The organism is Aeromicrobium fastidiosum (genome assembly GCF_017876595.1).
GTDB classification, from domain to species: domain Bacteria; phylum Actinomycetota; class Actinomycetes; order Propionibacteriales; family Nocardioidaceae; genus Aeromicrobium; species Aeromicrobium fastidiosum.
The window spans coordinates 1,509,853-1,535,631 of the sequence record NZ_JAGIOG010000001.1 but is presented as its reverse complement, the minus strand read 5'-3'; the positions used below and the strand labels follow the sequence as shown (position 1 = coordinate 1,535,631).

Here is a 25,779-nt window from a genome sequence, read left to right as displayed (position 1 = left end):
CGAGAAGATGGGTCGCGGGTCGCCGCCGCTGCGATCTGGTCGACCCGCCTGGGGACAGACCCGCGCCGTCCGCTACCTGTGGACGGCGGCCGTCACCACGACAGGCCCCTGAACGACGCCACGACGGTCGGGACGATGCCGATCAGGAAGAACGCCGGCAGGAAGCACAGGCCGAGCGGTGCCGCGGTGCGGACGCCGACCCGCTGGCTGCGCTCGCGCATGCGCGCCGCGCGTTCGCGACGCAGCTCGTCGGCCACGCCCCTGACCACGTCGGAGACCGGCATCCCGGACGCTGCCGCGCGCCGGAACGCCCGGGCCACCGCGGCCAGACCCGAGTCGGGCGGGACGCCGTGCCAGACCGTGTCGGGATCGGCCGCCACCGCGAGCCGGCCGGCGATGACGGCGAGGTCGTCTCCCAAGGGTGCGGCGGTCGCATCGGCGGCGAGCGCGAAGGCCGTGACGGGCGGACGGCCGACGGACAGCGCCGCGACCACCAGGTCGAGCGCCCCGGGCAGGGCCGCCTCGATGCGCGCGGCACGGAGCTGTTGCGACGTCGACTCGAGCTGACCCACCATACGGCGCACGACCGGCACCGCCACGACCGACAGGGCCAGCCCCCACACGACCCCGAGCACGACGACGGACGCCACCGGCACCAGCATCGACGCCACGAGGGCGGGGTCGACCCGGCGCGACGCCGTCTGCGGCAGGAGCACCCGGCGGGCTCGGGGCCGGGCGGACGCCGGCACGACGCACCACACCGCCACGCCGGCCAGCAGCGCCGCGATCACGATGTCGTGCCCGACGTGGCGGCGATGCGCTCGATCCAGGCGATGCCCGCACAGGCGAGACCGCAGCCGGCGGCCAGGCACGTCACCCCGATCCAGGTCGAGGTGAGCACCTCGACCGGATCGCCGCCCATGCCGGAGCCCAGCAGGAGGCCCATGGCGGGCAGTGCCGCCATCATCCGGCCCGTGGCCCGCGCAGGTGCCACGCCGGACTGGATCTCGCGGTCGATCTCGCGGTCGACGCGTGCCGACTGCTCGAGCCGGCCGATGACGGTGGCGAGCGGCGCGCCGGACCGGTCGGAGACCTGCCACGCACCCGCGACGTCGCGCAGCAGCTCGCACCCCGGCGTCGCCGCGGCCACCCGGAACGCCTGCGCCACGTCACCGCCCGTCTCGGCGGTCCTGGCGGCCAGTCGGAGCACCGGGAAGTCGTCCGCGAGGCTGGCCATCATGCGCTGTGCGAGCACGCCGGCCCGCAGCTCGGCCGACATGAGACCCAGCAGCTCGACGACCTCGGCACGGTGCCTCGCGACCGTCGCCCGCGCCCGTCCCGCCCGCACCTGGAGCACCGCGAACCAGCCGACTCCCCCGACCGTGGCGAGCAGCACGACACCCGGACCGGAGATCGCCGGCAGCCACGCGGACGCGACCGCCCCGACGGCCACGGCCACCGCGACCAGCCAGCCGCGCGAGACCACGGGCGGGGCCAGCACGAGGCGCGACCGCACCCGCGACCGTCCGGCCGGCCAGCGCAGCCGGACCGCCATCATGACCAGCACGGCCGCCGCGACGCTCACCGCAACACCTCGAGCAGCCGCGCCGCCCCGGGGCCACGCACCGACCTGCCGCCACCGAACGACATCGCCGGCACGCACTCGACGATGCCGTCGCCGGTGCGGGCCATGACGGCGACCTGCTCGACCGACCGTCGCCCCGCACCCGTGCGGCCGACGTGCACGACGACGTCGATGCCGGCGGCCAGCTGGCTGTGCACCGCGGCGCGCGGCAGGCCCGCCGCGACGCCGAGCGCCTCGAACCGGGCCGGCACGTCGGCCGTCGAGTTGGCGTGGACCGTGCCGCACCCGCCCTCGTGCCCCGTGTTGAGCGCGGCCAACAGATCGACGACCTCGGCGCCTCGCACCTCCCCCACGACGAGGCGGTCGGGGCGCATGCGCAGCGCCTGGCGCACGAGGTCGCGCACCGTGACCTGACCTGCGCCCTCCACATTGGCGGGACGGGCCTCGAGCCCCACGACGTGCGGGTGGCCGGGACGCAGCTCGGTCGCGTCCTCGACCACGACGATGCGCTCGGTGGGGGCGACCTCGGACAGCAGCGCCGACAGCAGCGTGGTCTTGCCCGAGCCGGTGCCTCCCGTGACAAGGAAGGCGGCTCGCGACGACACCAGCTGCCGGAGCAGCTCGAGCGCCTCGCCCGTCACCGAGCCCACGTCGTGCAGGTCGGCCAGGCTGTACGACCGGCGCGCCGGTACCCGCAACGAGATCACGGTGCCGGGGCGGGCCAATGGAGAGAGCACGGCGTGCAGCCGGGTGCCGTCGCGCAGCCGCGCATCGACCCACGGGCTGGCGTCGTCGAGGCGTCGTCCGGCCTGCGCCGCCAGGCGTTGGGCGAGCCGCCGGACCGCCTCGTCGTCGTCGAATCGCACCGGCACCCGCTCGAGCCCACGCCCGCAGTCGACGTGGACGTCGTGGGGTCCGTTGACCAGCACGTCGGTGACGTCGGGCAGCGCCAGCAGGGGGTCGAGCGGGCCAGCACCATGACTCTCGCTGCGCAGCTGGTCGACGATCTGCAGCACGGTGCCGGTGCCGGCCACCTGCTGCTCCGACCGCAGGGCGTCCGCGACCGTCAGGGCCGTGGGCTCGGACGAGTCGGCGGCCAGTCTGCGCCGCACCCGCTCCAGGACCGACGGCTCACCCGCTGAGGAGTGCATGCTCATGACCGGTCGAGCCCCACGGCGTCGAGCACCGCCGCCGCGGCACGACCCAGCGAGCGGCAGCGCCCCGGGCCCTGTCCCTGGTCGACGGCCGCGCGGAGGCGACGGTCGGGACGCAGCCGGGCCACCGACGGCAGGTCGAGCGCCTCCTCGACCGCGGCTGCGCCGAGGCCATGCGGCCGCCGGACCGTCACGAGGCCCACCGTGGGTGCCCGCAGACGCACCTCGTCGACGACCCGACGAGCGGCCGCCACCGCGGCGATCTCCTCAGGCACCACGACCAGCGTGAGCACCGAGCGTCCGACGAGCTCGGCACCCGTGACGCCCAGGTGGCGGGGCACGTCGACCGCCACCAGGTCGAAGCCGCGCACCGCAGCCGACACGACCTCCGGCCACGCATCGGGCACCTGCCGGAGCGAGCCGCGGGCCCAGACGAGCTGCGCGACACCGTCGCGGGCCGGCAGCACGTCAGCCAGCGACGACGCGTCGAGGCGGCCCCGCGTCGTGCCGAAGTCGTCCCACCGCACCCCGTCCGCGGTCTCGGCCCCCAGCACGAGGTCGAGGCCACCGCCGAGCGGATCGGCGTCGACGACCAGTGGACGCAACCGGCGGCGAGAGGCGGCGATGCCGAGCGCAGCGGTGAGCGTCGACGCCCCGGCCCCGCCGACACCGCCGACCACCGCGACGACGCACGCCTCGCCGGATCCATCGAGCGCCGCCGACAGCAGCTCGACGACGCGGTCCTCGTCGTCGGGGCCGCAGACCGCGACCGCACCGAGGGCGACCGCGGCCGACCAGCGGTTCGGCGACAGGTCGCGGGCGACCACGACGACGTGCTCGCGGCGCGGCAGCGACGACCGCGCGAGGTCGTCGAGCAGGTCGTCACCGACCAACACCGCCGAGGCCCCGCGCCACGACCGCCGCACCGCTGCGACGTCGTCGGCACGAGTCGGTGAGGCACCCACGGCAGCGCACCACCGCAGGCCCTCGTCGATCAGGCGGGGGTCGGTCGTGGCGATCAGCGGGGCCGCGGCATGGGTCATGCCCACGACGATTCCGGCCACCAGGCACGGGCCGAAAGGTCGATCGAGGCACCTGTGGACGGCCGAGCCTGGCGCATCGACCTGTGGACCGGCCTATCCTGATGGGGTGAGCCCCGCGCGAACCGCAGCCTTCTTCGACCTGGACAAGACGATCATCGCCAAGTCGAGCACGCTCGCCTTCGGCAAGCCCTTCTACGACGGAGGTCTGCTCAACCGGCGGGCCGTGCTACGCAGCGCCTACGCCAACTTCATGTTCTCGATCAGCGGCGCCGACCACGACCAGCTCGAGAAGATGCGTGCGTACCTGACCCAGATGGTCAAGGGCTGGGACGTCGAGGTCGTGCGCCAGGCCGTCGCCGAGACGCTCCACACGATCATCGACCCCATCGTGTTCGAGGAGGCCGTGACGCTGATCGAGCAGCACCAGGCCGCCGGCCGCGACGTCATCATCGTGTCGGCGTCGGGCATCGAGGTCGTGGAGCCGATCGGCGCGATGCTGGGCGTCGACCACGTCATCGCCACGACGCTGGTCGCCGAGGACGGGCGCTACACCGGCGAGGTCGACTTCTACGCCTACGGCCCGCACAAGGCGACCGCGATGCAGCGGCTGGCCGACGAGCGCGGCTACGACCTGAGCCGGTCGTACGCCTACTCCGACTCCGAGACCGACATCCCGATGCTCGAGGCGGTCGGTCATCCGTTCGCGGTCAACCCCGACAAGGCGCTGCGCAAGGTCGCCGGCGAGAAGGACTGGCCCGTGCTGGTCTTCGCCCGTCCCGTCGCGCTGCGTCGCCGCCTCGGCCTCGACACACGGGTCGGCAAGGCCGCGGCCACCGCGGTCGTGGCCGGTGCCGTCAGCGCCGTGGCCGTCGCGGTCGTGTCGCACCGCCGCAGCCGCTCCGCCTGAGCAGCCTCAGCGCTGGACGACCTTCTCGAGCCTCGCCGTCACCGCGGCCATGCCCGCGGCGGTCGGGTGCAAGAAGGCACCGTCACCCGTCGGTGAGTTCTCGAGGCCGTTGACCCACGGCTCCCCCGAGCAGACGTCGTGCCCCTCCGAGGCCTCGTACATGTCGACGAACGGCACGTCGGCCTTCTCGGCTGCCCTGGAGAGCGCCTGGTTCATGTTCCGCTCGTAGCCGGCAACCGCCTTGCGACGGGCGTCCGTCAGGGGCAGCGCGGCGCACCCCGTTCCGGTGTCGGAGGCGATGCGCTGGTAGCCCACCAGGACGACCTGAGCCTTCGGCGCACGGTCCGCGATCTCGTCGAGCACCGAGATGACGGCCTTGGACGTCTTGGGATACACCGTTGGCATGTACGTGCCGCTGAACGTGTCGCACTGCGCGTCGTCGGCGGTGGCCGGCAGCAGGCAGTACTGGTAGAGGCCGGCCGTGGCGGAGGCGTCGTTGGCCCCGATGCCGACCGTCACGAGCGTCGTGTCGCGACCGATCGACGACAGCTGCGGCTCCAGGACGGTGCCGTCGTCGAGGGTGCGCCCGTCGCGAAGCATCGTGGTGTCCTCGCCGCCGCAGCTGACGTCGCGGAAGCCCAGCTCGGGCATCGTGGCGGCGAGCTGGTGCGCGTAGTTTGCCGTCGACCGCAAGCAGCCCGGCACGTCGGTGTCGGGGGCACCGAGCGAGGGGCCCGACACGAACGAGTCGCCGACCGCGACGTATCCGGCCGAGCCGGACGGGCCCTTGCCGCCCGTGTCGGACGAGCATGCTGCGAGACATGTGCAGGCCGCGAGCGCGATCACCGCGACCAGACGACGACGGGGCATGGGTGAATCGTAGACAACCGCTGCTGCGGACGCTTGTGAACCGAAGCGCACAACGTTACGCGCGAGTAGGGGTTTCGGTGATCGCCGCAGAGGCGTACACATGACTCAACAACACCACAGCGGAACGACACACCGGTACCCACGCGGCGATCACCCGTCTCTGGGACAGTCGCTCGCCGGACTCCGACCCACTCAGGACCACCGGAGCCATGACGACTCAGATCCAGCACGCTTGGTAGCCAGCCGTGTCGCTCCGGACGGCGCCGGTCCCTCGAGGACCGGCGCCGTCGTCCTGTGCCCCACCCCGAACAACCGTGGGCCTGACGTTTCTGCAGACACGCCCTCGGCGTGTTGGGAAAAACGTCAGGCCCAGCGGGACGGCCTCAGCGCGCGAGCGGGGATGCCTCGGCGGCACGCGTGAACGCCTGCGAGGCGTACATCAGCCACTGGTGGACGCCCGTCGGCTGGCCACCGGCGTAGGCCGCGAGCGCCGATCGGTAGCCGTCGGGCTCGGCGGCGTGCCCAGCCTCAGGCACGAGCACCGAGGCCGGGTCGACGCCCTTGGCCAGCAGAACGAGGCGCTCGGCGGCTCGGCCCACGACAGCGTTGTGCGAGGCGAAGGCACCGGCGGCGGTGATCTCGGCGTTGACGAGCGCGGCGACGACCAGGCCGGGTGCCTCGGTGGGCTGGCCGAGCATCCAAGCGAGCTCGGTCAGGCGGGCGACGCCCTCGGGGTTGACCGGACGTCCGAGGTCGGCGTCGTCGGCCGAACCAGCCGCAGCCAGCGCGTGGATGCGGGCCAGTGCCTGGACCGGCGAGCGGTTCCACGTCGGGAGCAGCCCGAGCAGCTCGGTGGACAGGCGCACCGCACCGCGCGCCAGGGCGTCTCCCCCGCCTGATGCGAGCGTGTCGGCGTCGTAGGCGCTGCCTTCGAGCGACGCCGTGGCGGCGGCTCCCAGCAGGAGCGAGCGGGCGGTGTCCTCGGGCGTGCTGCGGCGCAGGCCACGATCGCGCAGGATCGAGTCGATGCCGTCACGGGTGCCCGCGTAGGTGGACGGGATGCCCTCGAGCAGGGCCGCCGAGATGAAGGGATCGGACACGACCGAAGCGTACCGGCCGCCTGCGGGACGAACGAGTAGCCTCGGGACGTGACCGAATCGCCGGAGGACCGCACCGCCAAGTGGCTCGTCGGTGACCGCCTGTCGAGCGTCCTGCACCTCGGTGACGGATCGCTCGCCTACCAGCTCGTCGAGCAGGGTCACGAGGTCGTCGTGGCCGGCGACGACGTCACCGCGAGCCGCCACCCCGACATCCAGTACGTCCGGAGCGCCGGCGAGCGGCTCCCGTTCCTGGGCGACGCCTTCGACGTCGTGATCGTCCCCGAGCTGCGCGAGGCACCCACGGCCCTCGCCGAGTACGCGCGCGTGCTGCGTCCCGATGGCCTGCTGTCGACCGTCTCGCGCCAGCACGACGACTCGATCCCGTGGATGCGCAAGCTGCGCGAGATCACCGGCGCGCGCGACAACGCCGCGACGCCGGCCGACACGTTCAGCGCATCAGGACTGTTCCACGAGCCCGAGACGCAGGAGGTCGGCAGCTGGGAGAAGCTCGACCTGCCGGGGCTCCTGCGGTTCGCGGAAGCCACCAAGCACCCCTCGGTCGGCGAGTCGGCCCTGGCGCAGGTGCGCGACCTCTTCCTGAGCTACGGCGGGCAGACGGGCTTCCTGCGGCTGCGGCACGAGACGACGTGCGTCCGCGCCCGCGTCGACAAGGACGCCATGACGCACGAGTCCGAGCCCCCCGACACGATGCTGCTCGACTTCCGCTGAGTCAGTCGGCCAGCAGCTCGTCGACCGCCGCCACGATCGTCGCGGCAGGGATCTCGATGTCGGCCAGGATCTTGTTCATGGGGTCGCCCGGCCCGTGCTGCTCCCAGCCGTCGCCGACGAGGTAGCGGTACCGGACGTCGGCGATACCCTGCGTGATGGCCCAGTAGCAGCTGTTGACGTAGTTCGGCGCGAACATCTCGAGCACCCGGGCACCGGGGCTCAGGAACAGCAGGTTGGTGAGGGCGGCACCGTGTGCGGCCACGACGACCTCGGCACCCGCGAACAGGTCGATCTGCCCCTGCGGTGTGAGCTTGGCCGGGTCGATGCTCACGAACCCCCGCTGGGCGAGCTGCTCCATGACGGCGTCCTCGTGGACGACGCGCCGCGAGTTGGGCACCTGGCCGCGGGTCACGAAGATGCGCCTCGGGGTGTCGTCCGTCCCCTGTGGCGGGAGGTGCTCGCGCAGCCACGTCACGGACGACGACGGGGCGGCCTCCCGGCGGTTGGCCACCGACGGCACCAGCAGGCGTCGCGCCCGCACGGCCCGGTCGGGGCCCGACGACAGCACCGGCACGTCACCGAGGCCAGCGAGGTCGAGGAACGTCCGCTGCCACCCGGACCCGTTCGGCACGAAGATCGCGTCGACGTCGACGCCCGGCAGCGTCCGCTCGAGGACGCCGAACCGCGGCAGGACGTCGAGCAGGAAGTGGTAGTAGTTGTTGTTGCCGCCGCGCGTCGCGAGCACCGCGACCGTCCCGTCGACCTCCTGGACGACAGGCAGCCGCGGACGCAGGAACAGCGGGTGCTCACGCCAGCCCGCGATGCCGAAGTAGTCGCTCGTCTCGCCGTCGAGCGTGCCGCCCGGCGTGATGACGGCGCCGAAGTCGCCGACCACGGTGCCGCGCTCGATGTCGAGGCACGACGCAGCAGGGATGTCGACCTGGCGGTGCTGGTCGAAGACCCAGTGCCCGGCCGGCGAGCCCTGTGCGGGCGCACGACGGATCAGCTCGCCCTCAATTGCCCGGTGGATCGCCACGTGCTGGGGCTCGCGGTCACGGGTCTCGTCGATCGAGGCCGTCCCGCGAGCGGGCAGCGCGCGGTCGCCGTGCCACCGCCTCGTGCGACGGCCGAGGATGCCGGCCGTCAACGACACGAAGCGGTGGACACGCTTGACCAGCGGCCAGAACGGCTGCAGCCGAGGCGGGAGTCGGGTCACCTCAGAGCACTCAGTCGGTGATGGGCGAGGGATCGACCAGCGGGTCACGCGACAGCCACGCCATGCCGAGGCCGGTCGAGAACCTGTCGCGGCGGATCAGCGACAGGCCGGCGCGGGTGAAGAACTCCTCGAGCTGCTCCCAGGAGTGACCCGGCAGGTTGTGGTACTCCAGCACGACGCGGCGCACGCCCGACCAGTCGGCCGGGTCGGAGCCGAGCACCATGTCGTACTCGCCGCCCTCGGTGTCGATCTTGACCAGGTCGGCCGAGCGTCCGCTGACGTGCAGGGCCTCGGACATCGCGACGCTCTGCACCGTGACGGTCGGGCCGCCCTCGGACAGGTGCAGGACGCCGTTGTGGCCGCTGGCGGCGCCGTTGTCGGCGAGCTCGAGCTGCCCCGCCACGGCCTGCACCGCGAGGTGGTTGGCGTTGACGCGACCCGTGAGGTGGTTGTCGTCGACGTTGCGCGTCAGGTAGGCCGCGGTCGACGGCGAGGCCTCGTAGGCATCGACGCGCGAGCCCGGGTGGCGACGGGCGAAGGCCACCGCGAAGCAGCCGACGTGAGCACCGATGTCGAGCGCGACGGGCGACTCGCCGAGGTCGGACGTGAACCAGTCGATGCGGTACTCGTCCTCGACGAAGATCTCGTAGATCGGCACCCGGGCACCCGGGCGGTTGGGGATCGTGATGGAGGCACCGTCACGGGTGCGGAACGTGATCTCCTCGGGACGGCCGGTGACGGCCTGTCGGGCGAGGTCGACCAGCAGCCGGGGACCGTTGTCGAAGCTGCTGACCGTCTGCTGCACCCTGCGGGCTGCGAATGTCACGCTGCGCGTCATCGTGGGGAAGCCTTCCTGCTCGTGGGCCCCGATGCGCTCATCCCGACGGGATCGACCGGCAGCCTCCGATGAGACAACGCGCGCGCGTCCCAATCGTCACGCGTCAGCCGAGGTAGGCCTCGGACTCGGCCACGCCGGTCGTGATGCGCCTGACGTCGACCTCGACCATGCCGGAGACCAGCTCGTCGAACGAGGTCGAGGCCGACCAGCCGAGCTGGCGTGCCGCCTTGGCCGGATCGGCCAGCAGCGCCTGCGCCTGCGTGGCGCTCCACAGGTGCGGCATCAGCTCGACGTGGTCCTCCATGTCGTCGCGGCCGACCGCCGCGAACGCCGCCGTGAGCATGTCGCGGAGTGTGTGGGTCTGCCCCGTGCCGATGATGTAGTCGTCGGGCACCTCGTGGCCGACCGCGCGCGCCATCGCGTCGACGTAGTCGGCGGCCGATCCCCAGTCGCGCTCGACGTCGAGGTCGCCGAGCGCGACCGTCGTGTGACGGCCGCACGCCGCGGACGCCGCGACCCTGGCGATCTTGCCGGCCACGAACTGCTGCCCACGGAAGGGGCTCTCGTGGTTGAACAGGATGCCGTTGCTGGCGTGCAGGCCGTAGCGCTCGCGGTAGCTGATGACGAGGTGGTGCGCGGCGCTCTTGGCGATCGCGTAGGGGGTGCGGGGCCGGTGGGACGACTCCTCGTCGAGCGGTCCCTCGACCTCGCTGCCGAAGACCTCGGCGGTGGACGCCTGGAAGAACCGGACGTCCTGCGCGTTCTTGTCGCGGTGGCGCAGGAGGCTCTGCAGCATCTCGACGACCGCGAGGTGGTTGGTGCGCGCGGCGAGCTCGGGCTGGTCCCAGCTGCGACCGACCGCGCTGAAGGCCGCCAGGTTGTAGACCGCCTGCGGCGCGTGCCGACTGACGAGGTCGCCGAACCCCAACGCGTCCGTGAGGTCGTGCTCGACGATCTCGACCCCGGCGAGGTAGGGCGCCATGCGGGCCAGCGACGAGATGCCGGGGCGCACCGTGCCGACGACCTGCCAGCCCTGGGCGAGCAGGTGCCGGGCGAGGTACATGCCGTCCTGGCCGGAGACGCCCGTGATGAGCGCGGTGCGGGGTGGTGCCTGCACGTCATCCATCCACGCGCTCCTGACGGTGTGCGGCGGCCGAGGGCTCGGCCGTCTGGTGGCCGACATCGCTGGTCGCGGCGCGACCGGGCGGGCGGAGGACAAGGAACGGCAGGGCCAGGACGCACCAGATGTAGCGGTCCCAGATCAGCGGGGTGAGGGGGCCGACCATCGCGTAGCCCATCGCGGGCAGCGCCAGCAGCCGTAGGTGCCCGAGCAGCAGCAGCGGCTGGCGGATCGTCGACACGACGATCACGAGGAAGAACAGGACGCCGACGATGCCGCCCGCCGCGGCCACCTGCAGGTAGATGTTGTGCGCGAGTGACGCATCGGCGAACCCGCTGCCCAGCACTGGGTGGTGCAGGAACTTGTCGATCGCGACCGCGTGGAGATTCTCGCGGTCGATGTCGGACAGCGTCGCGGACCCTCCGCCGCGCAGGCGCCCGAGCGGGCTGGAGTCGGCGGTGTCGGAGCTGAACGTGCGTCCGACGAGGTAGAGCGGCACGATGCTCAGGCCGAACAGGACCAGGCCGTGCTCGATCGAGCGCGACAGCATCAGGTAGACGAGCGCGAGCACGACCGTGCCGGCCAGCGCGGCCCGGCTGCCGCTCATCCACACGCCGTAGGCCGACACGGCACCGCCGACCAGCACGAGCCAGCGCAGACGGCTCGGCACCTCGGCGTAGAGGAACGGCACGAGCGCGACCGCCAGCATCGAGATCAGGCCCAGGATGTTGGGGTGTTCCGTCAGGCCGATGTAGCGGCCCTCGACCGACACGACACCCGTCGCGAGCCCCTGCAGGACGCTGATGCCGTTGCCGGCCACGTAGGCCGCGGCGAACCAGGTCATGACCCCGCGACCGGGCCGCCACAGCATGAACACCAGCGGCAGCATCAGGGCACCGACGATGAGCCGCACGAGGACGTTGAGGCTCGCCGCCGGAGCCGTCGCGAGGGCTGACGAGATCAGGCCGAACGCGACGATGCCGCCGACACCGATCAGGAAGGGCGCCTGCCGCACGAAGGTGCGCGTCATGAGCAGCGGGAAGAGCGTCAGCACGCCCATGAAGAAGAAGACGTCGGAGACCGTCACGAAGCTGATCGCCGCGACGGGCTTGACGTCGTTCATGGGGGCGAACAGGAAGCCCGCACCGAACAGCACCACGGCGGACGACTCGAGACCCACCGTGGCGAGCAGCAGCAGCACCAGCACCAGGCCGAGCGCGGCCCCGGCACCGATCGTCGATCCGAGGCCCAGCGGGATCAGCACCATCAGCATGACCAGCACGACGACGGGCGGCACCACGGCACGCACGACCCGGGCCAGACGGTCGGCCGCCCGGTCGCCGAGGGTCAGGCGGTCGGTCAGGCGCTCGGTGATCGACGTCAGCCGCTCGGTGATCGACGTCAGGCTCATGGTGGAGGCCCGGCTACCGGACGGCCCGGCGGCTGGTGTCTGCGCGCCGACCCGGACGGACGAGCTGCGGCAGGCTGCGGCGCGGTGCCGCCTCGACCGGCTCGCCGTATCCGTACCCGTACCCGTACCCGTAGACGTCGCCCGCACGGCGAGGCGTCCGGTTGAGGATCGAGCCGAACAGGCGGCCGCCGACGGTCTCGATGCGGGTCACCGCGAGGCGCAGCTGCTCACGCGTCGTGGAGCCGTAGCGGACCAGCATCAGCGCGCCGTCGACCTCCCGCATGAGGATCGAGGCGTCGGCGACCGGGAGCATGGGCGGCGCGTCGATGATGACGACGTCGTAGTCGCTGCGCAGCCCGAACAGCAGGTCGCGCATCGCCTGGGTGTCGAGGACTTCGGCGGGGTTGGGCGGACGCGGTCCGGTGCCGAGGAAGCTGATGCCGCTCTCGTGCGACTGGATCGCCTCGGCCAGCGTCGTGCGCCCGATCAGCACCGTCATGAGGCCGACGGAGTTCTCGAGGCCCAGCAGCTCGGCCACGTTGGGGTTGCGCATGTCGGCGTCGATCAGCAGCACCGAGCGTCCCGACTGCGCCATCGACATGGCCAGGTTGGTCGCGACGAGCGTCTTGCCCTCGTTGGGCACGGCGCTCGACACCAGGATCGACTCGACCTTGGCGTCGAGGTTGGCGAACTGCAGGTTGGTGCGCAGCACGCGGAACGCCTCGGCGAGCGCACCGTGGCCCTCGCTGCTCAGCGCCTGCTTCTTGAGCTGGCGGTCGAACGGCAGCGTCGCGAGCACGGCACCGCCGCTGAGCTCCTCGGCCTCCTGCCGCGTCTTGACGGTGCGGTCGAGCAGGTCGCGCAACACCGAGCCGGCGATGCCGACGAACAGGCTCAGCAGCAGCCCGATCGCGATGTTGAGCGGCACGTTGGGCGCGACAGGGGTCTGGCTGATGCTGGGCGGACCGACGATGCGGGCCACGAACGCGGGGGCACCGTCGCCCGACGTGGGCTTCTCGAGGCGGGCGACCAGGCTCACGATGCCCTCGGACTCGGCCTTGGCGATCCGCTGGGCCAGCTCGGGCGTGTCGGCGGTGACGTCGACCTGCAGCGTCTGCGTCGACGCGATGATCTCGGCGCTGACCTGACCGGCCAGCTGCTCCCGAGACACGTCGGTGAGGTTGAGCTTGTTGATGACGTCCTGCAGCAGCGAGGGCTCGCGCGCCAGATCGGCGTAGGACGCGAGCCGCTGGGCTGCGAAGAAGGCAGCCGTCGGATCGGCGGCCTGCTGGCCGATGGGGGACGTGATGAACAGCTTGGCGCTGGACCCGTAGACCGGCGACATGCTGAGGACCAGCAGGATCGTGGCCACCGTCCCCACGACGAACGTGGAGACGCTGAACACCCAGCGCGCACGCAGGATGCCCAGGAATTGACGCAGATCCACAAGGTCCCCATTCGAAAGATGACTGTCCGGCTCGGATGTGGGGGGAGTCTATGCGAGCCGAGCTGCCCTGACCGCACGATCCACCCCTCTCCATCAACGACCGAGGACGGCTTTCGTAACCATCGAACTCGTAGGACGTTGTGTAGCGTGGTGGCCGTTTCGGCCCTGCACCTTCCCTGATGGATTCTCGTGAGAACAGGTACAGCTGAATGACGATACTCGTGACCGGCGGCGGCGGCTTCATCGGTGGACACCTCGTGGCCGACCTCCTTCGACAGGGACATGACGTCCGCTCCGTCGACGTCAAGCCGATCGACGAGTGGTACCAGGTCAGCGACGCCGCCGACAACGTCGTGGCCGACTGCGCCGACCAGCGCGATGCCCAGCGCATCGCCGAGGGCACGCAGACGATCTACAACCTCGCGGCCGACATGGGCGGCATGGGGTTCATCGAGAACAACAAGGCCGAGTGCATGCTGTCGGTGCAGACCAGCACCAACATGCTCGTCGCAGCCCGTGCCGCCGGCACCGAGAACTTCTTCTACAGCAGCTCCGCATGCGTCTACGCCGGCGACAAGCAGACCGATCCGAACGTCACCGCCCTCAAGGAGTCCGACGCCTACCCGGCCGACCCCGAGGACGGCTACGGCTGGGAGAAGCTGTTCAGCGAGCGCATGGCCCGCCACTTCCGCGAGGACTTCGGCCTCGAGACCCGCGTCGCCCGCTACCACAACGTCTACGGGCCCGAGGGCACGTTCGAGGGCGGACGCGAGAAGGCTCCCGCGGCGCTGTCGCGCAAGATCGCCGAGGCCAAGCTGACCGGCACGCACGAGATCGACGTGTGGGGCGACGGCGAGCAGAGCCGCAGCTTCATGTTCATCGACGACTGCGTGCGCGGCACCCAGGAGATCCTCGCCGGCGACAACGTCGAGCCGGTCAACCTGGGATCGTCCGAGCTCGTCACGATCAACCAGATGATCGGCATCCTCGAGGACATCGCCGGCATCACGGTGACCAAGAAGCACGACCTCACCGCGCCCCAGGGCGTCCGTGGCCGCAACAGCGACAACACGATGTTCCACGAGATCTACGGCTGGGAGCCGTCGATCTCGCTGCGCGACGGTCTCGAGAAGACCTACGCCTGGATCTACGACATCCTCGCCAAGCGCTAGGGCGGGCATGAGCGACCAGTCCCGCACCAACCGCGCCCGCGAGACTGCCAAGCTCGCGATCCGCAAGACGCTGCAGCGCGCGGACCTCGAGATCGGCCGCGGCTCGTACGCGGGCCGGCTCGTCCGCACGCTGGAGTCGCGCGGCATCGACACCGTGCTCGACATCGGTGCCAACGTCGGCCAGTACGCGACCCTGACCCGCAGCGCCGGCTTCGGCGGTCGCATCATCAGCTGCGAGCCGCTCAGCGGCGCGTTCGCCGAGCTGGGCAAGCGGGCTGCGCGCGACGACGCCTGGACGGTGCTCAACGTGGCCGTCGGCGCCGAGCCCGGCGAGGCGGTCATCAACGTCTCGGCCAACTCGTTCTCGTCCTCCATCCGCGGGATGACCGACACCCACCTGACCACGGCGCCCGGGTCGCAGTACATCGCGTCCGAGACCGTGCCCGTCACGACGGTCGCCGAGATCGCCGCGACCCATGCGGTCGAACCCGCCCGCACCCTGCTCAAGATCGACACGCAGGGCTTCGAGGGCGAGGTGCTGCAGGGCGCGGGCGGCCTGGTGGGCCAGGTGGCGGCCATCCAGCTCGAGCTGTCGTTCGTCGAGCTCTACGACGACCAGCTGCTGTTCGACGACCTGGTCGGCTCGATGACGGCACACGGCTACCGCATCCAGCAGATCGAGCCGGGCTACTCCGGTCCCGACGGCCGCATGATGCAGGTCGATGGACTGTTCGTCCGTCTCGCCGACGACGCCTGACACGTCGCGCGGGCATTCAAGTCCTCACCAGGTGTGACCAGCGGCTCCGTGTAGCGTCACCTGGTGTACTAAGTGTTAGCATGGGGACCCATGTCGACACATGGCGAGTCATGGCCACCCGTCGAGCACGAGTCGCGCCCGTGGACGGTCGCCGACTCGGCGTCGCAGAGCCAGAAGCGAAAGCACGCCGGCCCGTACCTCGCCGCGGTGCCGCCGCACATCGCGACGCTGACGCCGGCGGTGCCCGCCTCGGTCGCCGCCGCTGCCGAGGCGGCGGCCCGGGAGATCATCTCCTTCGACCGCGATGTCTCCGAGCTCTGGGGCGCGGCGGAGATCGCGCCGATGTCGACCATCCTGCTGAGGACGGAGTCCGCGTCCTCCTCGCAGATCGAGAACCTCACGGTCGGTGCGCGCCAGCTCGCGCTCGCCGAGATCGGGGTGAGATCCGTCCGGAACGCACGCATCGTCAAGGCGAACGTCGACGCGATGGAGGCCGCGACGTCGCTGGCAGATGCCATCGAGACCCCGACCGTCCTCCACATGCACCAGACCCTTCTCCAGGGCCACGACCCGGACGCAGGACACCTTCGGGACCAGCAGGTCTGGATCGGCGGGTCCGGGACCGGCCCCCATCGCGCGGACTTCATCGCTCCGCACCACTCCCGCGTCGCCGACGGACTCACGGACCTCATGGCGTTCTGCCGGCGCGACGACATCCCCGTCATTCAGCAGCTCGCCGTCGCGCATGCCCAATTCGAGACGATCCATCCCTTCACCGACGGCAACGGGCGCACCGGCCGGGCGCTGCTGCACGCCATGATCCGCAACAAGCGGCTCTCGCGGCGCACCACGGTGCCGATCTCCGCCGGCCTGCTCGCCGACACCGACTCGTACTACGACGCACTGACCTCCTACCGCGAGGGCGACGTGCGGCCCATCGTCGAACAGCTGTGCCGGGCGACCGCGCTCGCGACGAGCAACGGCCGCCACCTGGTGAGAGAGCTCCACGAGATCTCCGTCGACTGGGACCGACGCCTCGCGCACCTGCGGTCCGACGCAGCTGCCAGACGACTCGCGAAGACACTCATCAGCCAGCCGGCGGTCAACAACGCCTACGTCGTGTCGACCCTCGGGACCTCTGTACCGGGAGCCCAGCGGGCCGTCAACGCACTCGTCGACGCCGGCATCCTGACGCAGACGAGCGAGGGCACCCGCAACCGGGTCTGGCAGGCCCCCGAGGTGCTCGAGGCACTCGACGAGTTCGGAGCACGCATCAGGCGCACCCGGCACCACCCCTGATGCGTCAGGGCACCCGGCGCAGCCAGAGGGACGACGGCGGGTTGCGGTCGTCGGCGACCGGTGTGTAGTCGTCGAAGAGCTCGGTGAGGACGGCCTCGTCCTCGTGGCGGATCATCGGCGTCGACAGCAGCACGCGATAGGCGGAGTTGTGGGCCAGGAAGATCTGGACGACCATCGCCTCGTTCCAGTAGACAGGCCAGCGCTCGCCGAACAGCCACATGTCGGCGGGGTACGGGCCGTTGAACGGGAAGTGCACGTCGTGGATGTGCACGATGACGCCGGGCTTGAGCCGCGGCAGCACCTCGAGGAACAAGAAGGCGACGTCGCTGTCGATCTTGAGCGCGTGCGAGGAGTCGATGAACAGCACGTCGCCGTCGTCGAGCGCCTCGAACGTCGACAACGGGACGTCCTGCACGAAGCCCTCGACGAGCTCGAAGTTGTCGAGCGTGCGGAGGGCGTCGAACGGGTAGGGCTCGACGCACGTGATCTGCAGCGGTGAACCCTCCTCGGCGTTGCGGCGTGCCGCGAGCGAGGCGTAGTAGGTCGAGAGCCCCGAGCCGATCTCGAGGTAGCGGGCGGGCTTGTGCTCGCGCAGCATGTAGTAGAGCGTCCGGGCATCCAGCTGCGGGTAGCCGGGACCGAAGCCCTGGGTCGTGTTGGCGATGTAGTCGCCCGTGACGTCGGCGAACTCATCCTCCCACCGACCCGCGAGGTCGCGCAGGGCCGCGGACATGGCCGGGACGTCGAGATCGATACCGACCAGCGCACTGGGCTTGTCCCAGCGAGCGCGGGTCTTCTCGATCTCTGCGAGCACGGGAAGGGTGGAGTAGTAGTCGTCCTTCTTGACGATGTTGAAGCCGAACAGCCCGAAGAACCACTGCGTCGACCGGACGCGACCGCGGCGAGCGCGGAACACGAGACGGTCGAGCAGCTCGACGATCGGTCGAGGGAGGAATCGGGCGGCACGCTGCTTCGCGGACGGGGGCGCCGGAGCGGGGGAGGTCGTGATGGCCATCTGGAAATTGTACGGAAGATCGGCCTTTTTCAGGGCCGTTCGGGCCCCGTGGAGAGATGATTCTGAGTTGCTGCCCACTGCTCGACGTCGGCGGCCAGCGCGGTGCCGATGTGGCGGTGCATCTCGGGCGAGTAGTGGAAGCCGTCGGGGATCGCGACGTCGATGTCGCCGCCCGCGTGCTGGTCGACCAGAGGGGCCACGCGGAAGTACCGGACGTGGTCGAGACCCACGTCGGCGACCATGCGCTCGAGGGTCTGGTTCATGACGTCGATGCGGCGCGCCATGCCCGGGAACCAGCTGCGATAGCGGCTCCCGGGGGGCAGCAGCTCGAAGACGTAGACGAGCGGGCTGCCGACCTTCTGCACGTTGTCGATGTAGCGGCGCAGGTCGGCCGCGACCTGCTCGGGACGTCCGCGCCGCAGGGTCGGGTCGAGGATCGAGTCGACCTTGGCCTGCAACCGAGCCAGCGCCTTCCAGGCCGGTCGCACGAACGCACGACGGTAGATCGCCGCGATCCGCCGGGGCCTGGCCTTGAGGCTGTTGGCGTGCACCTCGAGCCAGCGCGGGATGAACAGGTGGATCGTCTCGTAGTGGCCGTACACCAGCACGATGACGTCGGGCGAGTAGCCGAGCACCTCGGCCTGCCACGTACTGAGGATCGTCGAGGTGCGCTGCGAGGTCATGGTGCTGGTCTGGACGTCGCACGGACGGCCCGCGGCGAGCAGCTGCTCCTCGACGACCCGCGGGAAGATGAAGTCCTGGCGTGGTCCGCCCATGAACGAGACCCAGTTGACGGTCGAGGCACCCTTCACGAGCACGCGGATCGGCAGGGGCAGAGGTGTCGGCATCGAGCGCATTCTCCTGGGAGTAGAGACCGCCGTTTCGGGGCCTTCGGAGGATCGTTGACAGTATGCTCTACGGGTGTCGGACGACGGGGGCGAATCGACGACCGGGCCCCGGCAGATGCGTGACCGGTTCACGTTCCTGCTGATCGTCACCGCCACGTTCGGCCTGCAGTTCCTGACCCTCGTGACCGGCATCATCATGGCGCGCCTGCTCGGCGTCGAGGGCCGGGGTCTCATCGCGCTCGTCATCGCGGTGGGCCTGTTCGCCTCGCAGCTGACGCTCGGCGGCAGCCTGCCGGCGGCGCTCACCAAGCTCGTCGCGGAGCGACAGGTCGCGGCGCGCGACGGCCTGCGCACGTTCGCGCGGCGGCGCGCCTGGATCGTGCTGCTGCCGTGCCTCGTCGCCGCCGGCCTGATGCCGGTCCTGCAGCACTCCGACACCGAGGCCGACACGCTGGCGACGGCCGTGATCGTGTTCGTCGTGACGTTCCAGACCCTCGTGTTCCAGGTGCTGGCGGGATGCCTGCAGGGCGAGGGCCGCTTCGTCCGGATGGCGTGGGTCGCGCTCGCCCCGCAGGGCATGTTCACGGCCATCCTGGGCACCGTCGCGGTGGCCGGCTGGTCGTGGAACGCCTACGAGGTGCTGGTCGCGTATCTCGTGACGGGTCTGGCCAGCGTGTGGTTCGCCTACCGTTCGCTGCTGCCGGCGCGCGGGACGCCGGAGGACGAGATCCCCGAGGACGCCGTCTGGTCGGAGTCCCGCGGCAACTACGTCAGCAGCGTACGTCCGCTCGACGGGCTGGGCCTCGACCGCATCCTGGTCGGCAGCCTGCTCGGCACGGTGCCGCTGGGACTGTTCGCGACCGCGCTGGCCGTCTCCAACCTCTGCCGGCTCGTGAGCAATGCGGTGCGCGTCGTCGTGCTCCCCCGCGTCGCGATGCACCAGGCCGATCCCGTCGCCCAGCGCGCCGTGATCCGCCGCTGGGTCGGCATCACGGTGATGCTCGCGACCGTGATCGTGCTGGTGCTCGAGGCGCTCGTCGCGCCCGTCATCCGGCTGGCCTTCGGCGAGGAGTTCGTCGGGGCGGTCGCCTGTGCCCGGTGGCTCATCGTCGCCGACGGGCTGCTGGCGGTGCGCAGCGTGCTGATCTCGGTACTACAGGGCCAGGGCCGCGGGGGCGTGGCCTCGTGGGTCGAGCTGGCCCTCGTGCCCGTGCTGCTGATCGGCATCGTCGTCGCGGCGCAGCACGAGAGCCTGGTCGGCGTCGGCGTGACGCTCGTGAGCGTCGGCCTGCTCAGCTGCCTCGCGCTGGGCTGGGCCGTGTCACGGGGCCCGCGCGCCAGGGGCCGCCACACGGGGTCACGCGGGACGGTGCTCGGCCGGCGACGGTCGACCGTCAGCTCGTGAGGCCGCCGTCGACCACGACGACCTGGCCCGTCAGGTAGTCGTTGCGCGGATCGGTGAGGAACTGGCAGACCCGCGCGATGTCGTCGGGGTCGCCGAGCCGTCCGGCCGGGGTGCGCCGGACGATCTGGTCCATCTGCCCCGCGTCGAGGCCGTGGCTCATCTCGGTCTTGAGGTAGCCCGGCGCGATGCCGTTGACCGTGATGCCCCGTGAGCCGAGCTCGCGCGCCATCGAGCGGGTCAGGCCGTCCAGTGCGGCCTTGGTGGCGCTGTAGACGCCGAGACCGCGGTAGCCCGAGCGTCCGACGATCGACGAGATGTTGACGATGCTGCCCGAGCGACGGGCCAGCATGCGCCGGCTGACGAGGCGCGAGACGTAGAGCGTGCCCTTGATGTTGAGGTCGACCACGACGTCGATGTCCTCGTCGGAGGCCATCGCGAGGATGCCGTCGCGGGCGACGCCGGCGTTGTTGATCAGCACGTCGACGTGGTCCCACCGCTCGATGACCCCGTCGACGAACGCCTTGGCGTCGGCCGACCTCGACAGGTCGGCGGTCGTGAACCAGAAGTGGTCGGGGTGCGTCTCCCGCCACGCCTCGACCTCGGGGGTGACCGAGCGGGCGCACGCGGCCACCCGGTCGCCCGAGGCGAGGTACGACGCGACGATGCCGGCACCGAGGCCGCGGCTGCCACCCGTCACGATGACGATGCGGGGCTCGGTGGAGGTGGCGCTGTCAGTGCTCACGGGATCTGTCTCCTGATGATCTTGCTGCCGGTGGTGTCGATGGTCTCGACGAAACGTGTGCTGCGGGGGCGGGCGGCCGGGGGGAGGTCGGCGCACGCGGCGCGGAGGGCGGCCTTCAGCTCGTCGAGATCGGCGCCCGGGGACGCGACGACCTCGAGGGCCACGATGGATCCCGTCATGGCGTTGGGACGGCCGTGCACGCGGGCCATGTCGACGCCCGGGACGGCGGACACCCGCTCCTCGATGGGCAGGGGGTGCACCTTGACGCCGCCGACGTTGATGATCTCGGACGAGCGCCCCCGGAACAGGACGCGGTCGCCGTCGACCTCGACGAGGTCGCCCGTGGCGCGCCATCCGTCGGCGTCGACCGGGGGCTCGCCGTGGTAGCCGAGCATGCCGGCACGTGACCTGATCCAGAGCTCGCCGTCGACGATCCGCATGTCGACGTCCGCCGCGTCGCCCCGATCGAGCACGTCGACCGACAGGCCGGGCCGGCCGTCGCGCATCGATCCCGTCGACCCGAACTCGGAGGCGGCGTAGACCTGCGACACCGACGCGCCGGGGAACGTGGCGCGCAGCGCCTCGAGCAGCGGGCCGGGGATCGCCTCCCCGCCGAGGGTCACCTGCCGCAGGTCGGGCACGGCGCCGCCGTCCGAGCGCATCTCCGCGACGAGGAAGCGCCAGTAGGTCGGGGTCGCGCTGGCGTGCGTCACGCCCAGGGCGCGCATCGCGGCCAGGCCCTCGCGCGGCCGACGCGGCGCCGGCGCGACGAGCGTGGCCCCCGCAGCGAACACGTGGAGCAGCACCTGCAGGCCGGCGAACTGGTGGAGCCCGTAGGCAAGCAGCCAGCGCTCCCCCGCGGCGGGACGGACCCGGCTCGTGCCGCGCAGCAGGCGGTCCCAGTCGTGGCGGACGCCGCGCGGGGTGCCGGTCGTGCCGGTCGTGAGCACGAGGTGCGGTCGCGCCGACGGGGGCGGGCCCGCGAACGGCGTGGCTGCACCGCCGAGCAGGTCGGCGGTCGGCACGACGCGGGCACCGAGATCGTCCAGGTCGTGGCGGTCGGTCACCAGGACGTCATGGTCGAACCCCGCCAGCAGGTCGCGCACCTCGTCGGGCTCGACCGGCGGGTACTGCGTGACCTCGACGCCGACCAGCGAGGCGCCCGCGAGCAGCGGCACGACGACAGATGCCTCGTGGTCGACGACGGCCAGCCGGGTGATGCCCAGACGCAGCAGCGCGTGCGCGACCCGACACGAGTCGGCGACCAGGTCGTCGTACGACCGGGACGTGTCGTGCGTGACGACCGCGAGGCGTCCGGGCTCCTCGTCGGCGACCCGCCGGAGCAGCTCGAACAAGGGAGGCTCAGGCCCCGGCGGCGTAGAACGCCTGGATCTCGGCGAGCGTCTGCGGCATCTGGCCCGTCGAGTACGGATCACTGCCGTGGACGTCCTCGAGCGTCGCGGAGAGCTCGGCGGTCTCGAGCGAGTCGAGACCGGCACCGTCGGCATACAGCGGGGTGTCGGCGGTGAAGCCTTCAGGCAGCTTGGCGGTCAGCGTGAGGAAGTCGGTCACGGTGCGCTGGATGTCTTCGGGCGAGGTGCTCATGGAAGCGGTGCTCTCCTTGCGGGGTCCTGAGGGCGGGCTGCCCGGCATGGGCCAACCAGCATTGGTCAACGAGGCGGGCGTCATCTTGTCACGGGGCGACAGGTCACACGGCCTCGTCACGGGCACCGCACCTGCCGGAGCAGGGTCACGGTGCTCGACGGACGTCTGCCAGAACCTGCCTCGGACCTCTTCTCGGCGTGTAGGGTCCGAGCCGTGAGAGCTGACATGTCGCCCGTCGCGCCCCGCGGGATCATGGCCAAGGTCAAGAGCCGCGTCCGCGCCAAGGTCCGGATGTGGGTCGACGGCCACCAGATGACCTACTTCGACGAGCCCGGCCAGCGGCTGGAGTGGGACTACCCCAGCTACCCGACCATGAAGATCCTGCAGTCGGTGCCGAACGACGGCGACGTCGTGCGGGTGGGCCGCTACAGCGGCATCCACTACACGACGGTCGTGATCCCCGGCGGCATGCACCACATCGACTGGGTCGGCTCGCTGCACGCGCACGTCGAGGACGGGCAGTGGGTCAACCGGCCCGACGCGATCCACAGCGCCGGCCCCGTGATCATCGGCAGCGACGTGTTCGTGGCCTACCAGGCCGTCATCGGCTCGGGGGTCACGATCGGGCACGGCGCCGTGGTCGCGGCCCGGTCGATGGTCGTCAAGTCGGTCGAGCCCTACTCGGTCGTGGGCGGCAATCCGGCCAAGCACATCAAGTACCGCTTCGACGAGCCGACGCGCGAGGCGCTGCTGCGCATCAGCTGGTGGGACTGGTCGACCGACCAGGTGGCCCGTCACGCAGACCAGATCAACAGCCCCGACGTCGCGGGCTTCGTCGCCCGTCACGATCCCCTGCTCGGTGAACCGAGCTGCGAGACCTGCCGCGCCTGACCTACGCCCCGGCGGACTCGTCCGTCACGGGCATGGCCTGGGCCCCCGGGATGATGCCCTCGCGCTCGGAGATGCGCCGGGCGGGGACGCCGAACATCACGGCGTGGTCGGGGGCGTCGGACAGCAGCACCGAGTTGGCACCCACCTGGGCGTGGGCACCCACCGTGACGGGGCCGACGAGCACGGCGTTGGCCAGGACGATCGCGCCGTCGCAGATCGTCGGATAGCCGCCGCCGGGACGGTCGGCCTGGCGCTCGCCGGCCGTGACGCCTCCGCCGAACGTGACGTTGGCACCGACCACCAGACCGTTGCCGATCACGACGCCGTTGGGGTGCGGCATCAGCAGCCCGGGGCCGATGTCCATGCCCGGCACGAAGTCGGCGCTGACCAGCAGCATGCCGACCGTCCGCAGCAGGAACGCCGTGCGGATGCGACCGCGCCGGTAGGCCATCTGCTGGCCGCGCAGCACGAGCGACGCGATCATGCCCGGGTTCGACAGGCACCGCACCGCGACACCCCGCCAGGTGGGCTTCTCGTCGGGGCGGTAGCGGACGAGATCGGAGAAGACCAGGTCGCGGAACCCGAGACCCTCGGACGTGGTGAGCGACGACATGGCGGCGACGCTACTTGACCGCGTCGGGACGGACGAACACGCCGTCGATCTGCAGGATCTCGCCGGTCGGTGCCGCATAGCCCTGCTCGAGGCCCACCATCTGGAAGCCCTGCGCATAGGCCCAGCCGACCGCCTCATCGATCAGCATGCCGCCGTCGTAGAGCGGCACGAGCGACAGCTCGAGCTGCAGGCCGACGCACGCGTCGACGGTCTCCTGACCCCCGGACAGCACCTCGCGCTCGAAGCCCTGGGTGTCGATCTTCAGGAAGGGACGGCGGTGGGCGGCGACGACGTCGCGCACCTCGTCGTCGAGCCGCGCGACCGTGACGGTCTCGGTGCCGACGTAGCGCACCGACGGCGCCGCGTCGATGTGCGAGTCGAGCATCGGCAGCATCGAGCTGCTGGTGCTGTTGGAGGCGATGTTCATCGTCAGCTCGCCCGCCTCGGGGCCCAGCGCGAGGTGACGGGCCGACCACCGGGCGTCGGCGGCGATCGTGGCCTGCAGGCGGGCGAACGCCGCGGCCTGGGGCTCGAACGACACGATGTCGCCGGCATAGCCGAACGAGCGCAGCGACGTCCCGTAGCCGCCGTCGGCCGCGCCCACGTCGAGCACGAGGTCGACGCCCTGACGGGTCAGGACGTGCTGGCGACGGCTCGCGGGGTGCCGCCGCAGCTCGAAGCCGCGCCGTCCGAGGCGCTCCGCGACGGCGTACATCAGGCGGGTGCGCGAGCTCATCGGCGACCTCCGGTCGTGGCACGGCGGCGGTCGTAGGGGCGTCCCTCGGCGTCGACGCCCAGCAGCGTCATCGCGAACTCGTCGGCCGAGACCTCGTCGACCGGCGTGCCGTCGCCGACCCCGACGACGCCGACGACCTCGCCGGCGAGCGCACGTCGCATCGCGTCGCCCAGGGCCTCGACCGTGAAGTCGCAGGCGATGCCGGTGCCCGTGAGCTCGACCTCGCGCGCCCGCACCCGCGAGCCCGCCGTCACGACGGGGACGCCCGCGGCCTGGGCCTTGCCCATGATGCCGCTCGGACCGTTGTTGGTCAGCGCGAGCGGCACGACGTCGACCGATGCCACGAAGCGGTCGAGCACGTCGTTGTCGAGGAACTCGTCGCGCAGGAAGACCCGCGCCCGATCGGTCTCGCCGAGCGCAGCCGCCCACGCGCGCACCTCGTCGTCGAAGCCGCCCGCCACGACCAGCGTCGCGTCGATGCCGGCGGCCTTCATGGCATCGAGGACCATCGGCGGGTTCTTGCGGGCGTCGACCGATCCGAAGATGCCGACCAGGGCACGCTCGGCGGGCAGGCCCAGCAGGGCCCGGTGCTCGTCCCGGTCGCGCGAGTGGGCCGAGCAGTAGTGGGGGTCGCGGACCCGCTTGACGATCCAGCCCGCGGCCTGGTCCTCGCGGCCGCTGAAGCCCACGGCGCGGTGCAGGCTGCGGGTCGCCATGGCCATGACCGTGAGCACGGCCTTGGGCCCGCGCAGCCGCCAGCCCGTCAGGTCGGTCAGCGCGAGGCGGGCGGGGTAGCGGGTGAGCATGAAGATGACCCGGGGACGCGGCCGCAGACCGCGCAGCTGGCGGGGCGCGACGAACCACCACCGCTTGAGCGCCTGGTCGCCGTCCATCAGCATCAGGGTGCCGACGGGAGCGCCGACGGCGGATCCGGCGTCGCGGCACCACCGACCCGCGGCCCCGGCCATCGCCGCGGTCGAGGGGTACTTCTCGTCGAACTCCTCGACGGCCGTCACCTCACCGCGGGCGACGCGGTCGCCGAGGTGCTCCGCGAACGCCCGGGTCGACGTCGCCCCGCGACTCGTCAGCAGGACGACCGGGCCCGTGCGGCAGGCCAGTCCGGAGACCGTCGAGACGGCCTGGAAGTGGTGCCCACCGGGGTCGGGCTCCACGATCAGGGTCGTGGTCCGGACATCGGTCATGCAGGCTCCCAGGTCAGCGACGGTGGTGTGCGAGACGTCCGCACGACGTACCAAGCAACGACCCGGCGGGCCCG

Annotated in this window: 26 protein-coding genes; 7 read left to right on the top strand and 19 right to left on the bottom strand. The window is 71.4% G+C overall.

Features of this window, described 5'->3' with window-relative positions; genetic code table 11:
- Positions 1-92: 92 nt before the first annotated feature.
- From JOF40_RS07595 to ssd, 4 genes are read right to left on the bottom strand one after another with little or no spacing between them, the layout of a single operon-like run.
- Positions 93-791 carry a type II secretion system F family protein gene (locus JOF40_RS07595; RefSeq protein ID WP_129181566.1) on the bottom strand — a complete coding sequence of 233 codons (699 nt, stop codon included), beginning with the start codon at positions 789-791 and terminating at the stop codon, positions 93-95.
- Entirely contained in the window at positions 788-1,585 is a 798-nt protein-coding gene (locus JOF40_RS07590) for a type II secretion system F family protein (RefSeq protein WP_129181564.1), read from the bottom strand. The genes JOF40_RS07595 and JOF40_RS07590 overlap by 4 nt, the downstream gene beginning before the upstream one ends.
- A complete protein-coding gene (locus JOF40_RS07585; protein WP_372440709.1) occupies positions 1,582-2,736 on the bottom strand; it encodes a TadA family conjugal transfer-associated ATPase in 1,155 nt (384 codons plus the stop codon). The genes JOF40_RS07590 and JOF40_RS07585 overlap by 4 nt, the downstream gene beginning before the upstream one ends.
- A 2-nt stretch (positions 2,737-2,738) precedes the next feature.
- Positions 2,739-3,782 carry a septum site-determining protein Ssd gene (gene ssd / locus JOF40_RS07580; RefSeq protein ID WP_129181560.1) on the bottom strand — a complete coding sequence of 348 codons (1,044 nt, stop codon included), beginning with the start codon at positions 3,780-3,782 and terminating at the stop codon, positions 2,739-2,741.
- Positions 3,783-3,888: 106 nt separating this feature from the next.
- Between ssd and JOF40_RS07575 the strand changes: the two genes are divergently transcribed.
- The gene (locus tag JOF40_RS07575; RefSeq protein WP_246152799.1) at positions 3,889-4,689 is read left to right on the top strand and encodes an HAD family hydrolase; all 801 of its coding nucleotides are present in this window, start codon (positions 3,889-3,891) and stop codon (positions 4,687-4,689) included.
- A 6-nt stretch (positions 4,690-4,695) separates the two neighbouring features.
- On the opposite strand, the gene JOF40_RS07570 is transcribed toward JOF40_RS07575, so the two are convergent.
- Complete coding sequence (locus JOF40_RS07570) at positions 4,696-5,559, bottom strand: SGNH/GDSL hydrolase family protein (protein WP_188111728.1); 864 nt, start codon at positions 5,557-5,559, stop codon at positions 4,696-4,698.
- Between the two features lie 383 nt (positions 5,560-5,942).
- The gene (locus JOF40_RS07565; protein ID WP_129181554.1) at positions 5,943-6,659 is read right to left on the bottom strand and encodes an oxidoreductase; all 717 of its coding nucleotides are present in this window, start codon (positions 6,657-6,659) and stop codon (positions 5,943-5,945) included.
- A 48-nt stretch (positions 6,660-6,707) separates the two neighbouring features.
- Between JOF40_RS07565 and JOF40_RS07560 the strand changes: the two genes are divergently transcribed.
- Positions 6,708-7,388, top strand: coding sequence for a class I SAM-dependent methyltransferase (locus JOF40_RS07560; RefSeq protein ID WP_129181552.1), 681 nt, complete (start codon positions 6,708-6,710; stop codon positions 7,386-7,388).
- Between the two features lies 1 nt (position 7,389).
- Here JOF40_RS07560 and JOF40_RS07555 read toward each other — a convergent pair whose 3' ends face one another.
- The 5 genes from JOF40_RS07555 to JOF40_RS07535 form a co-directional block, all read right to left on the bottom strand.
- Positions 7,390-8,604, bottom strand: a complete 1,215-nt coding sequence (locus tag JOF40_RS07555) for a glycosyltransferase family 61 protein (protein ID WP_188111727.1) — start codon at positions 8,602-8,604, stop codon at positions 7,390-7,392.
- 10 nt (positions 8,605-8,614) lie between these two features.
- Entirely contained in the window at positions 8,615-9,442 is an 828-nt protein-coding gene (locus JOF40_RS07550; protein ID WP_129181548.1) for an FkbM family methyltransferase, read from the bottom strand.
- A 103-nt stretch (positions 9,443-9,545) separates the two neighbouring features.
- Entirely contained in the window at positions 9,546-10,568 is a 1,023-nt protein-coding gene (locus JOF40_RS07545; RefSeq protein ID WP_188111726.1) for a GDP-mannose 4,6-dehydratase, read from the bottom strand.
- Positions 10,561-11,973: an O-antigen ligase family protein gene (locus tag JOF40_RS07540; RefSeq protein ID WP_129181545.1), complete on the bottom strand. Its 1,413-nt coding sequence runs from the start codon at positions 11,971-11,973 to the stop codon at positions 10,561-10,563. Before JOF40_RS07540 ends, JOF40_RS07545 begins: the two co-directional genes overlap by 8 nt.
- Before the next feature lie 13 nt (positions 11,974-11,986).
- Complete coding sequence (locus tag JOF40_RS07535; protein ID WP_129181543.1) at positions 11,987-13,420, bottom strand: tyrosine-protein kinase domain-containing protein; 1,434 nt, start codon at positions 13,418-13,420, stop codon at positions 11,987-11,989.
- A gap of 209 nt (positions 13,421-13,629) precedes the next feature.
- On the opposite strand from JOF40_RS07535, the gene JOF40_RS07530 reads away from it, so the two are divergent.
- The 3 genes from JOF40_RS07530 to JOF40_RS07520 all read left to right on the top strand — a co-directional run bounded on the left by JOF40_RS07530 (position 13,630) and on the right by JOF40_RS07520 (position 16,648).
- On the top strand, positions 13,630-14,592 hold the full coding sequence (locus JOF40_RS07530; RefSeq protein WP_129181541.1) for an NAD-dependent epimerase/dehydratase family protein: 963 nt from the start codon (positions 13,630-13,632) through the stop codon (positions 14,590-14,592).
- Between the two features lie 7 nt (positions 14,593-14,599).
- Entirely contained in the window at positions 14,600-15,349 is a 750-nt protein-coding gene (locus tag JOF40_RS07525; protein ID WP_129181539.1) for an FkbM family methyltransferase, read from the top strand.
- Positions 15,350-15,439: 90 nt separating this feature from the next.
- A complete protein-coding gene (locus JOF40_RS07520) occupies positions 15,440-16,648 on the top strand; it encodes a Fic family protein (RefSeq protein WP_129181537.1) in 1,209 nt (402 codons plus the stop codon).
- A 4-nt stretch (positions 16,649-16,652) separates the two neighbouring features.
- Here JOF40_RS07520 and JOF40_RS07515 read toward each other — a convergent pair whose 3' ends face one another.
- Together JOF40_RS07515 and JOF40_RS07510 are read right to left on the bottom strand one after the other, a co-directional pair.
- Positions 16,653-17,663, bottom strand: coding sequence for a class I SAM-dependent methyltransferase (locus JOF40_RS07515; RefSeq protein WP_129181535.1), 1,011 nt, complete (start codon positions 17,661-17,663; stop codon positions 16,653-16,655).
- A 29-nt stretch (positions 17,664-17,692) separates the two neighbouring features.
- The gene (locus tag JOF40_RS07510) at positions 17,693-18,511 is read right to left on the bottom strand and encodes an SGNH/GDSL hydrolase family protein (protein WP_129181533.1); all 819 of its coding nucleotides are present in this window, start codon (positions 18,509-18,511) and stop codon (positions 17,693-17,695) included.
- A 73-nt stretch (positions 18,512-18,584) separates the two neighbouring features.
- Here JOF40_RS07510 and JOF40_RS07505 point away from each other — a divergent pair, with 73 nt between their 5' ends.
- Complete coding sequence (locus JOF40_RS07505; protein ID WP_129181531.1) at positions 18,585-19,916, top strand: lipopolysaccharide biosynthesis protein; 1,332 nt, start codon at positions 18,585-18,587, stop codon at positions 19,914-19,916.
- On the opposite strand, the gene JOF40_RS07500 is transcribed toward JOF40_RS07505, so the two are convergent.
- The 3 genes from JOF40_RS07500 to JOF40_RS07490 are packed head-to-tail and all read right to left on the bottom strand — an operon-like array spanning position 19,906 to position 22,263.
- Positions 19,906-20,658, bottom strand: a complete 753-nt coding sequence (locus JOF40_RS07500) for an SDR family NAD(P)-dependent oxidoreductase (protein WP_129181529.1) — start codon at positions 20,656-20,658, stop codon at positions 19,906-19,908. The two genes, JOF40_RS07505 and JOF40_RS07500, sit on opposite strands and share 11 nt — an antisense overlap.
- Positions 20,655-22,013 (bottom strand): class I adenylate-forming enzyme family protein, encoded by a 1,359-nt coding sequence (locus JOF40_RS07495; protein ID WP_129181527.1) that lies wholly within the window; start codon positions 22,011-22,013, stop codon positions 20,655-20,657. The genes JOF40_RS07500 and JOF40_RS07495 overlap by 4 nt, the downstream gene beginning before the upstream one ends.
- Positions 22,014-22,020: 7 nt before the next feature.
- Positions 22,021-22,263: an acyl carrier protein gene (locus tag JOF40_RS07490; protein ID WP_129181525.1), complete on the bottom strand. Its 243-nt coding sequence runs from the start codon at positions 22,261-22,263 to the stop codon at positions 22,021-22,023.
- A gap of 213 nt (positions 22,264-22,476) precedes the next feature.
- On the opposite strand from JOF40_RS07490, the gene JOF40_RS20215 reads away from it, so the two are divergent.
- Entirely contained in the window at positions 22,477-23,154 is a 678-nt protein-coding gene (locus JOF40_RS20215; RefSeq protein ID WP_129181523.1) for a CatB-related O-acetyltransferase, read from the top strand.
- A 1-nt stretch (position 23,155) separates the two neighbouring features.
- Here the strand turns inward: JOF40_RS20215 and JOF40_RS07480 are convergent, their stop codons facing one another.
- From JOF40_RS07480 to JOF40_RS07470, 3 genes are read right to left on the bottom strand one after another with little or no spacing between them, the layout of a single operon-like run.
- A complete protein-coding gene (locus JOF40_RS07480) occupies positions 23,156-23,767 on the bottom strand; it encodes a serine O-acetyltransferase (protein ID WP_188111725.1) in 612 nt (203 codons plus the stop codon).
- A gap of 10 nt (positions 23,768-23,777) precedes the next feature.
- Complete coding sequence (locus JOF40_RS07475; protein WP_129181519.1) at positions 23,778-24,503, bottom strand: FkbM family methyltransferase; 726 nt, start codon at positions 24,501-24,503, stop codon at positions 23,778-23,780.
- Entirely contained in the window at positions 24,500-25,705 is a 1,206-nt protein-coding gene (locus tag JOF40_RS07470; RefSeq protein ID WP_188111724.1) for a glycosyltransferase, read from the bottom strand. Before JOF40_RS07470 ends, JOF40_RS07475 begins: the two co-directional genes overlap by 4 nt.
- Between the last annotated feature and the right edge of the window lie 74 nt (positions 25,706-25,779).

What these genes read in the sequence shown, in the direction of transcription:
- JOF40_RS07470 (WP_188111724.1), bottom strand. Translation starts at nt 25,705, where the DNA reads ATGACCGATGTCCGGACCACGACCCTGATCGTGGAGCCCGACCCCGGT.
- JOF40_RS07480 (WP_188111725.1), bottom strand. Translation starts at nt 23,767, where the DNA reads ATGTCGTCGCTCACCACGTCCGAGGGTCTCGGGTTCCGCGACCTGGTC.
- JOF40_RS07490 (WP_129181525.1), bottom strand. Translation starts at nt 22,263, where the DNA reads ATGAGCACCTCGCCCGAAGACATCCAGCGCACCGTGACCGACTTCCTC.
- JOF40_RS07570 (WP_188111728.1), bottom strand. Translation starts at nt 5,559, where the DNA reads ATGCCCCGTCGTCGTCTGGTCGCGGTGATCGCGCTCGCGGCCTGCACA.
- JOF40_RS07550 (WP_129181548.1), bottom strand. Translation starts at nt 9,442, where the DNA reads ATGACGCGCAGCGTGACATTCGCAGCCCGCAGGGTGCAGCAGACGGTC.
- JOF40_RS07520 (WP_129181537.1), top strand. Translation starts at nt 15,440, where the DNA reads ATGTCGACACATGGCGAGTCATGGCCACCCGTCGAGCACGAGTCGCGC.
- JOF40_RS07540 (WP_129181545.1), bottom strand. Translation starts at nt 11,973, where the DNA reads ATGAGCCTGACGTCGATCACCGAGCGGCTGACGTCGATCACCGAGCGC.
- JOF40_RS07525 (WP_129181539.1), top strand. Translation starts at nt 14,600, where the DNA reads ATGAGCGACCAGTCCCGCACCAACCGCGCCCGCGAGACTGCCAAGCTC.
- JOF40_RS07515 (WP_129181535.1), bottom strand. Translation starts at nt 17,663, where the DNA reads ATGGCCATCACGACCTCCCCCGCTCCGGCGCCCCCGTCCGCGAAGCAG.
- JOF40_RS07585 (WP_372440709.1), bottom strand. Translation starts at nt 2,736, where the DNA reads ATGCACTCCTCAGCGGGTGAGCCGTCGGTCCTGGAGCGGGTGCGGCGC.
- ssd (WP_129181560.1), bottom strand. Translation starts at nt 3,782, where the DNA reads ATGACCCATGCCGCGGCCCCGCTGATCGCCACGACCGACCCCCGCCTG.
- JOF40_RS07530 (WP_129181541.1), top strand. Translation starts at nt 13,630, where the DNA reads ATGACGATACTCGTGACCGGCGGCGGCGGCTTCATCGGTGGACACCTC.
- JOF40_RS07510 (WP_129181533.1), bottom strand. Translation starts at nt 18,511, where the DNA reads ATGCCGACACCTCTGCCCCTGCCGATCCGCGTGCTCGTGAAGGGTGCC.
- JOF40_RS07545 (WP_188111726.1), bottom strand. Translation starts at nt 10,568, where the DNA reads ATGGATGACGTGCAGGCACCACCCCGCACCGCGCTCATCACGGGCGTC.
- JOF40_RS07475 (WP_129181519.1), bottom strand. Translation starts at nt 24,503, where the DNA reads ATGAGCTCGCGCACCCGCCTGATGTACGCCGTCGCGGAGCGCCTCGGA.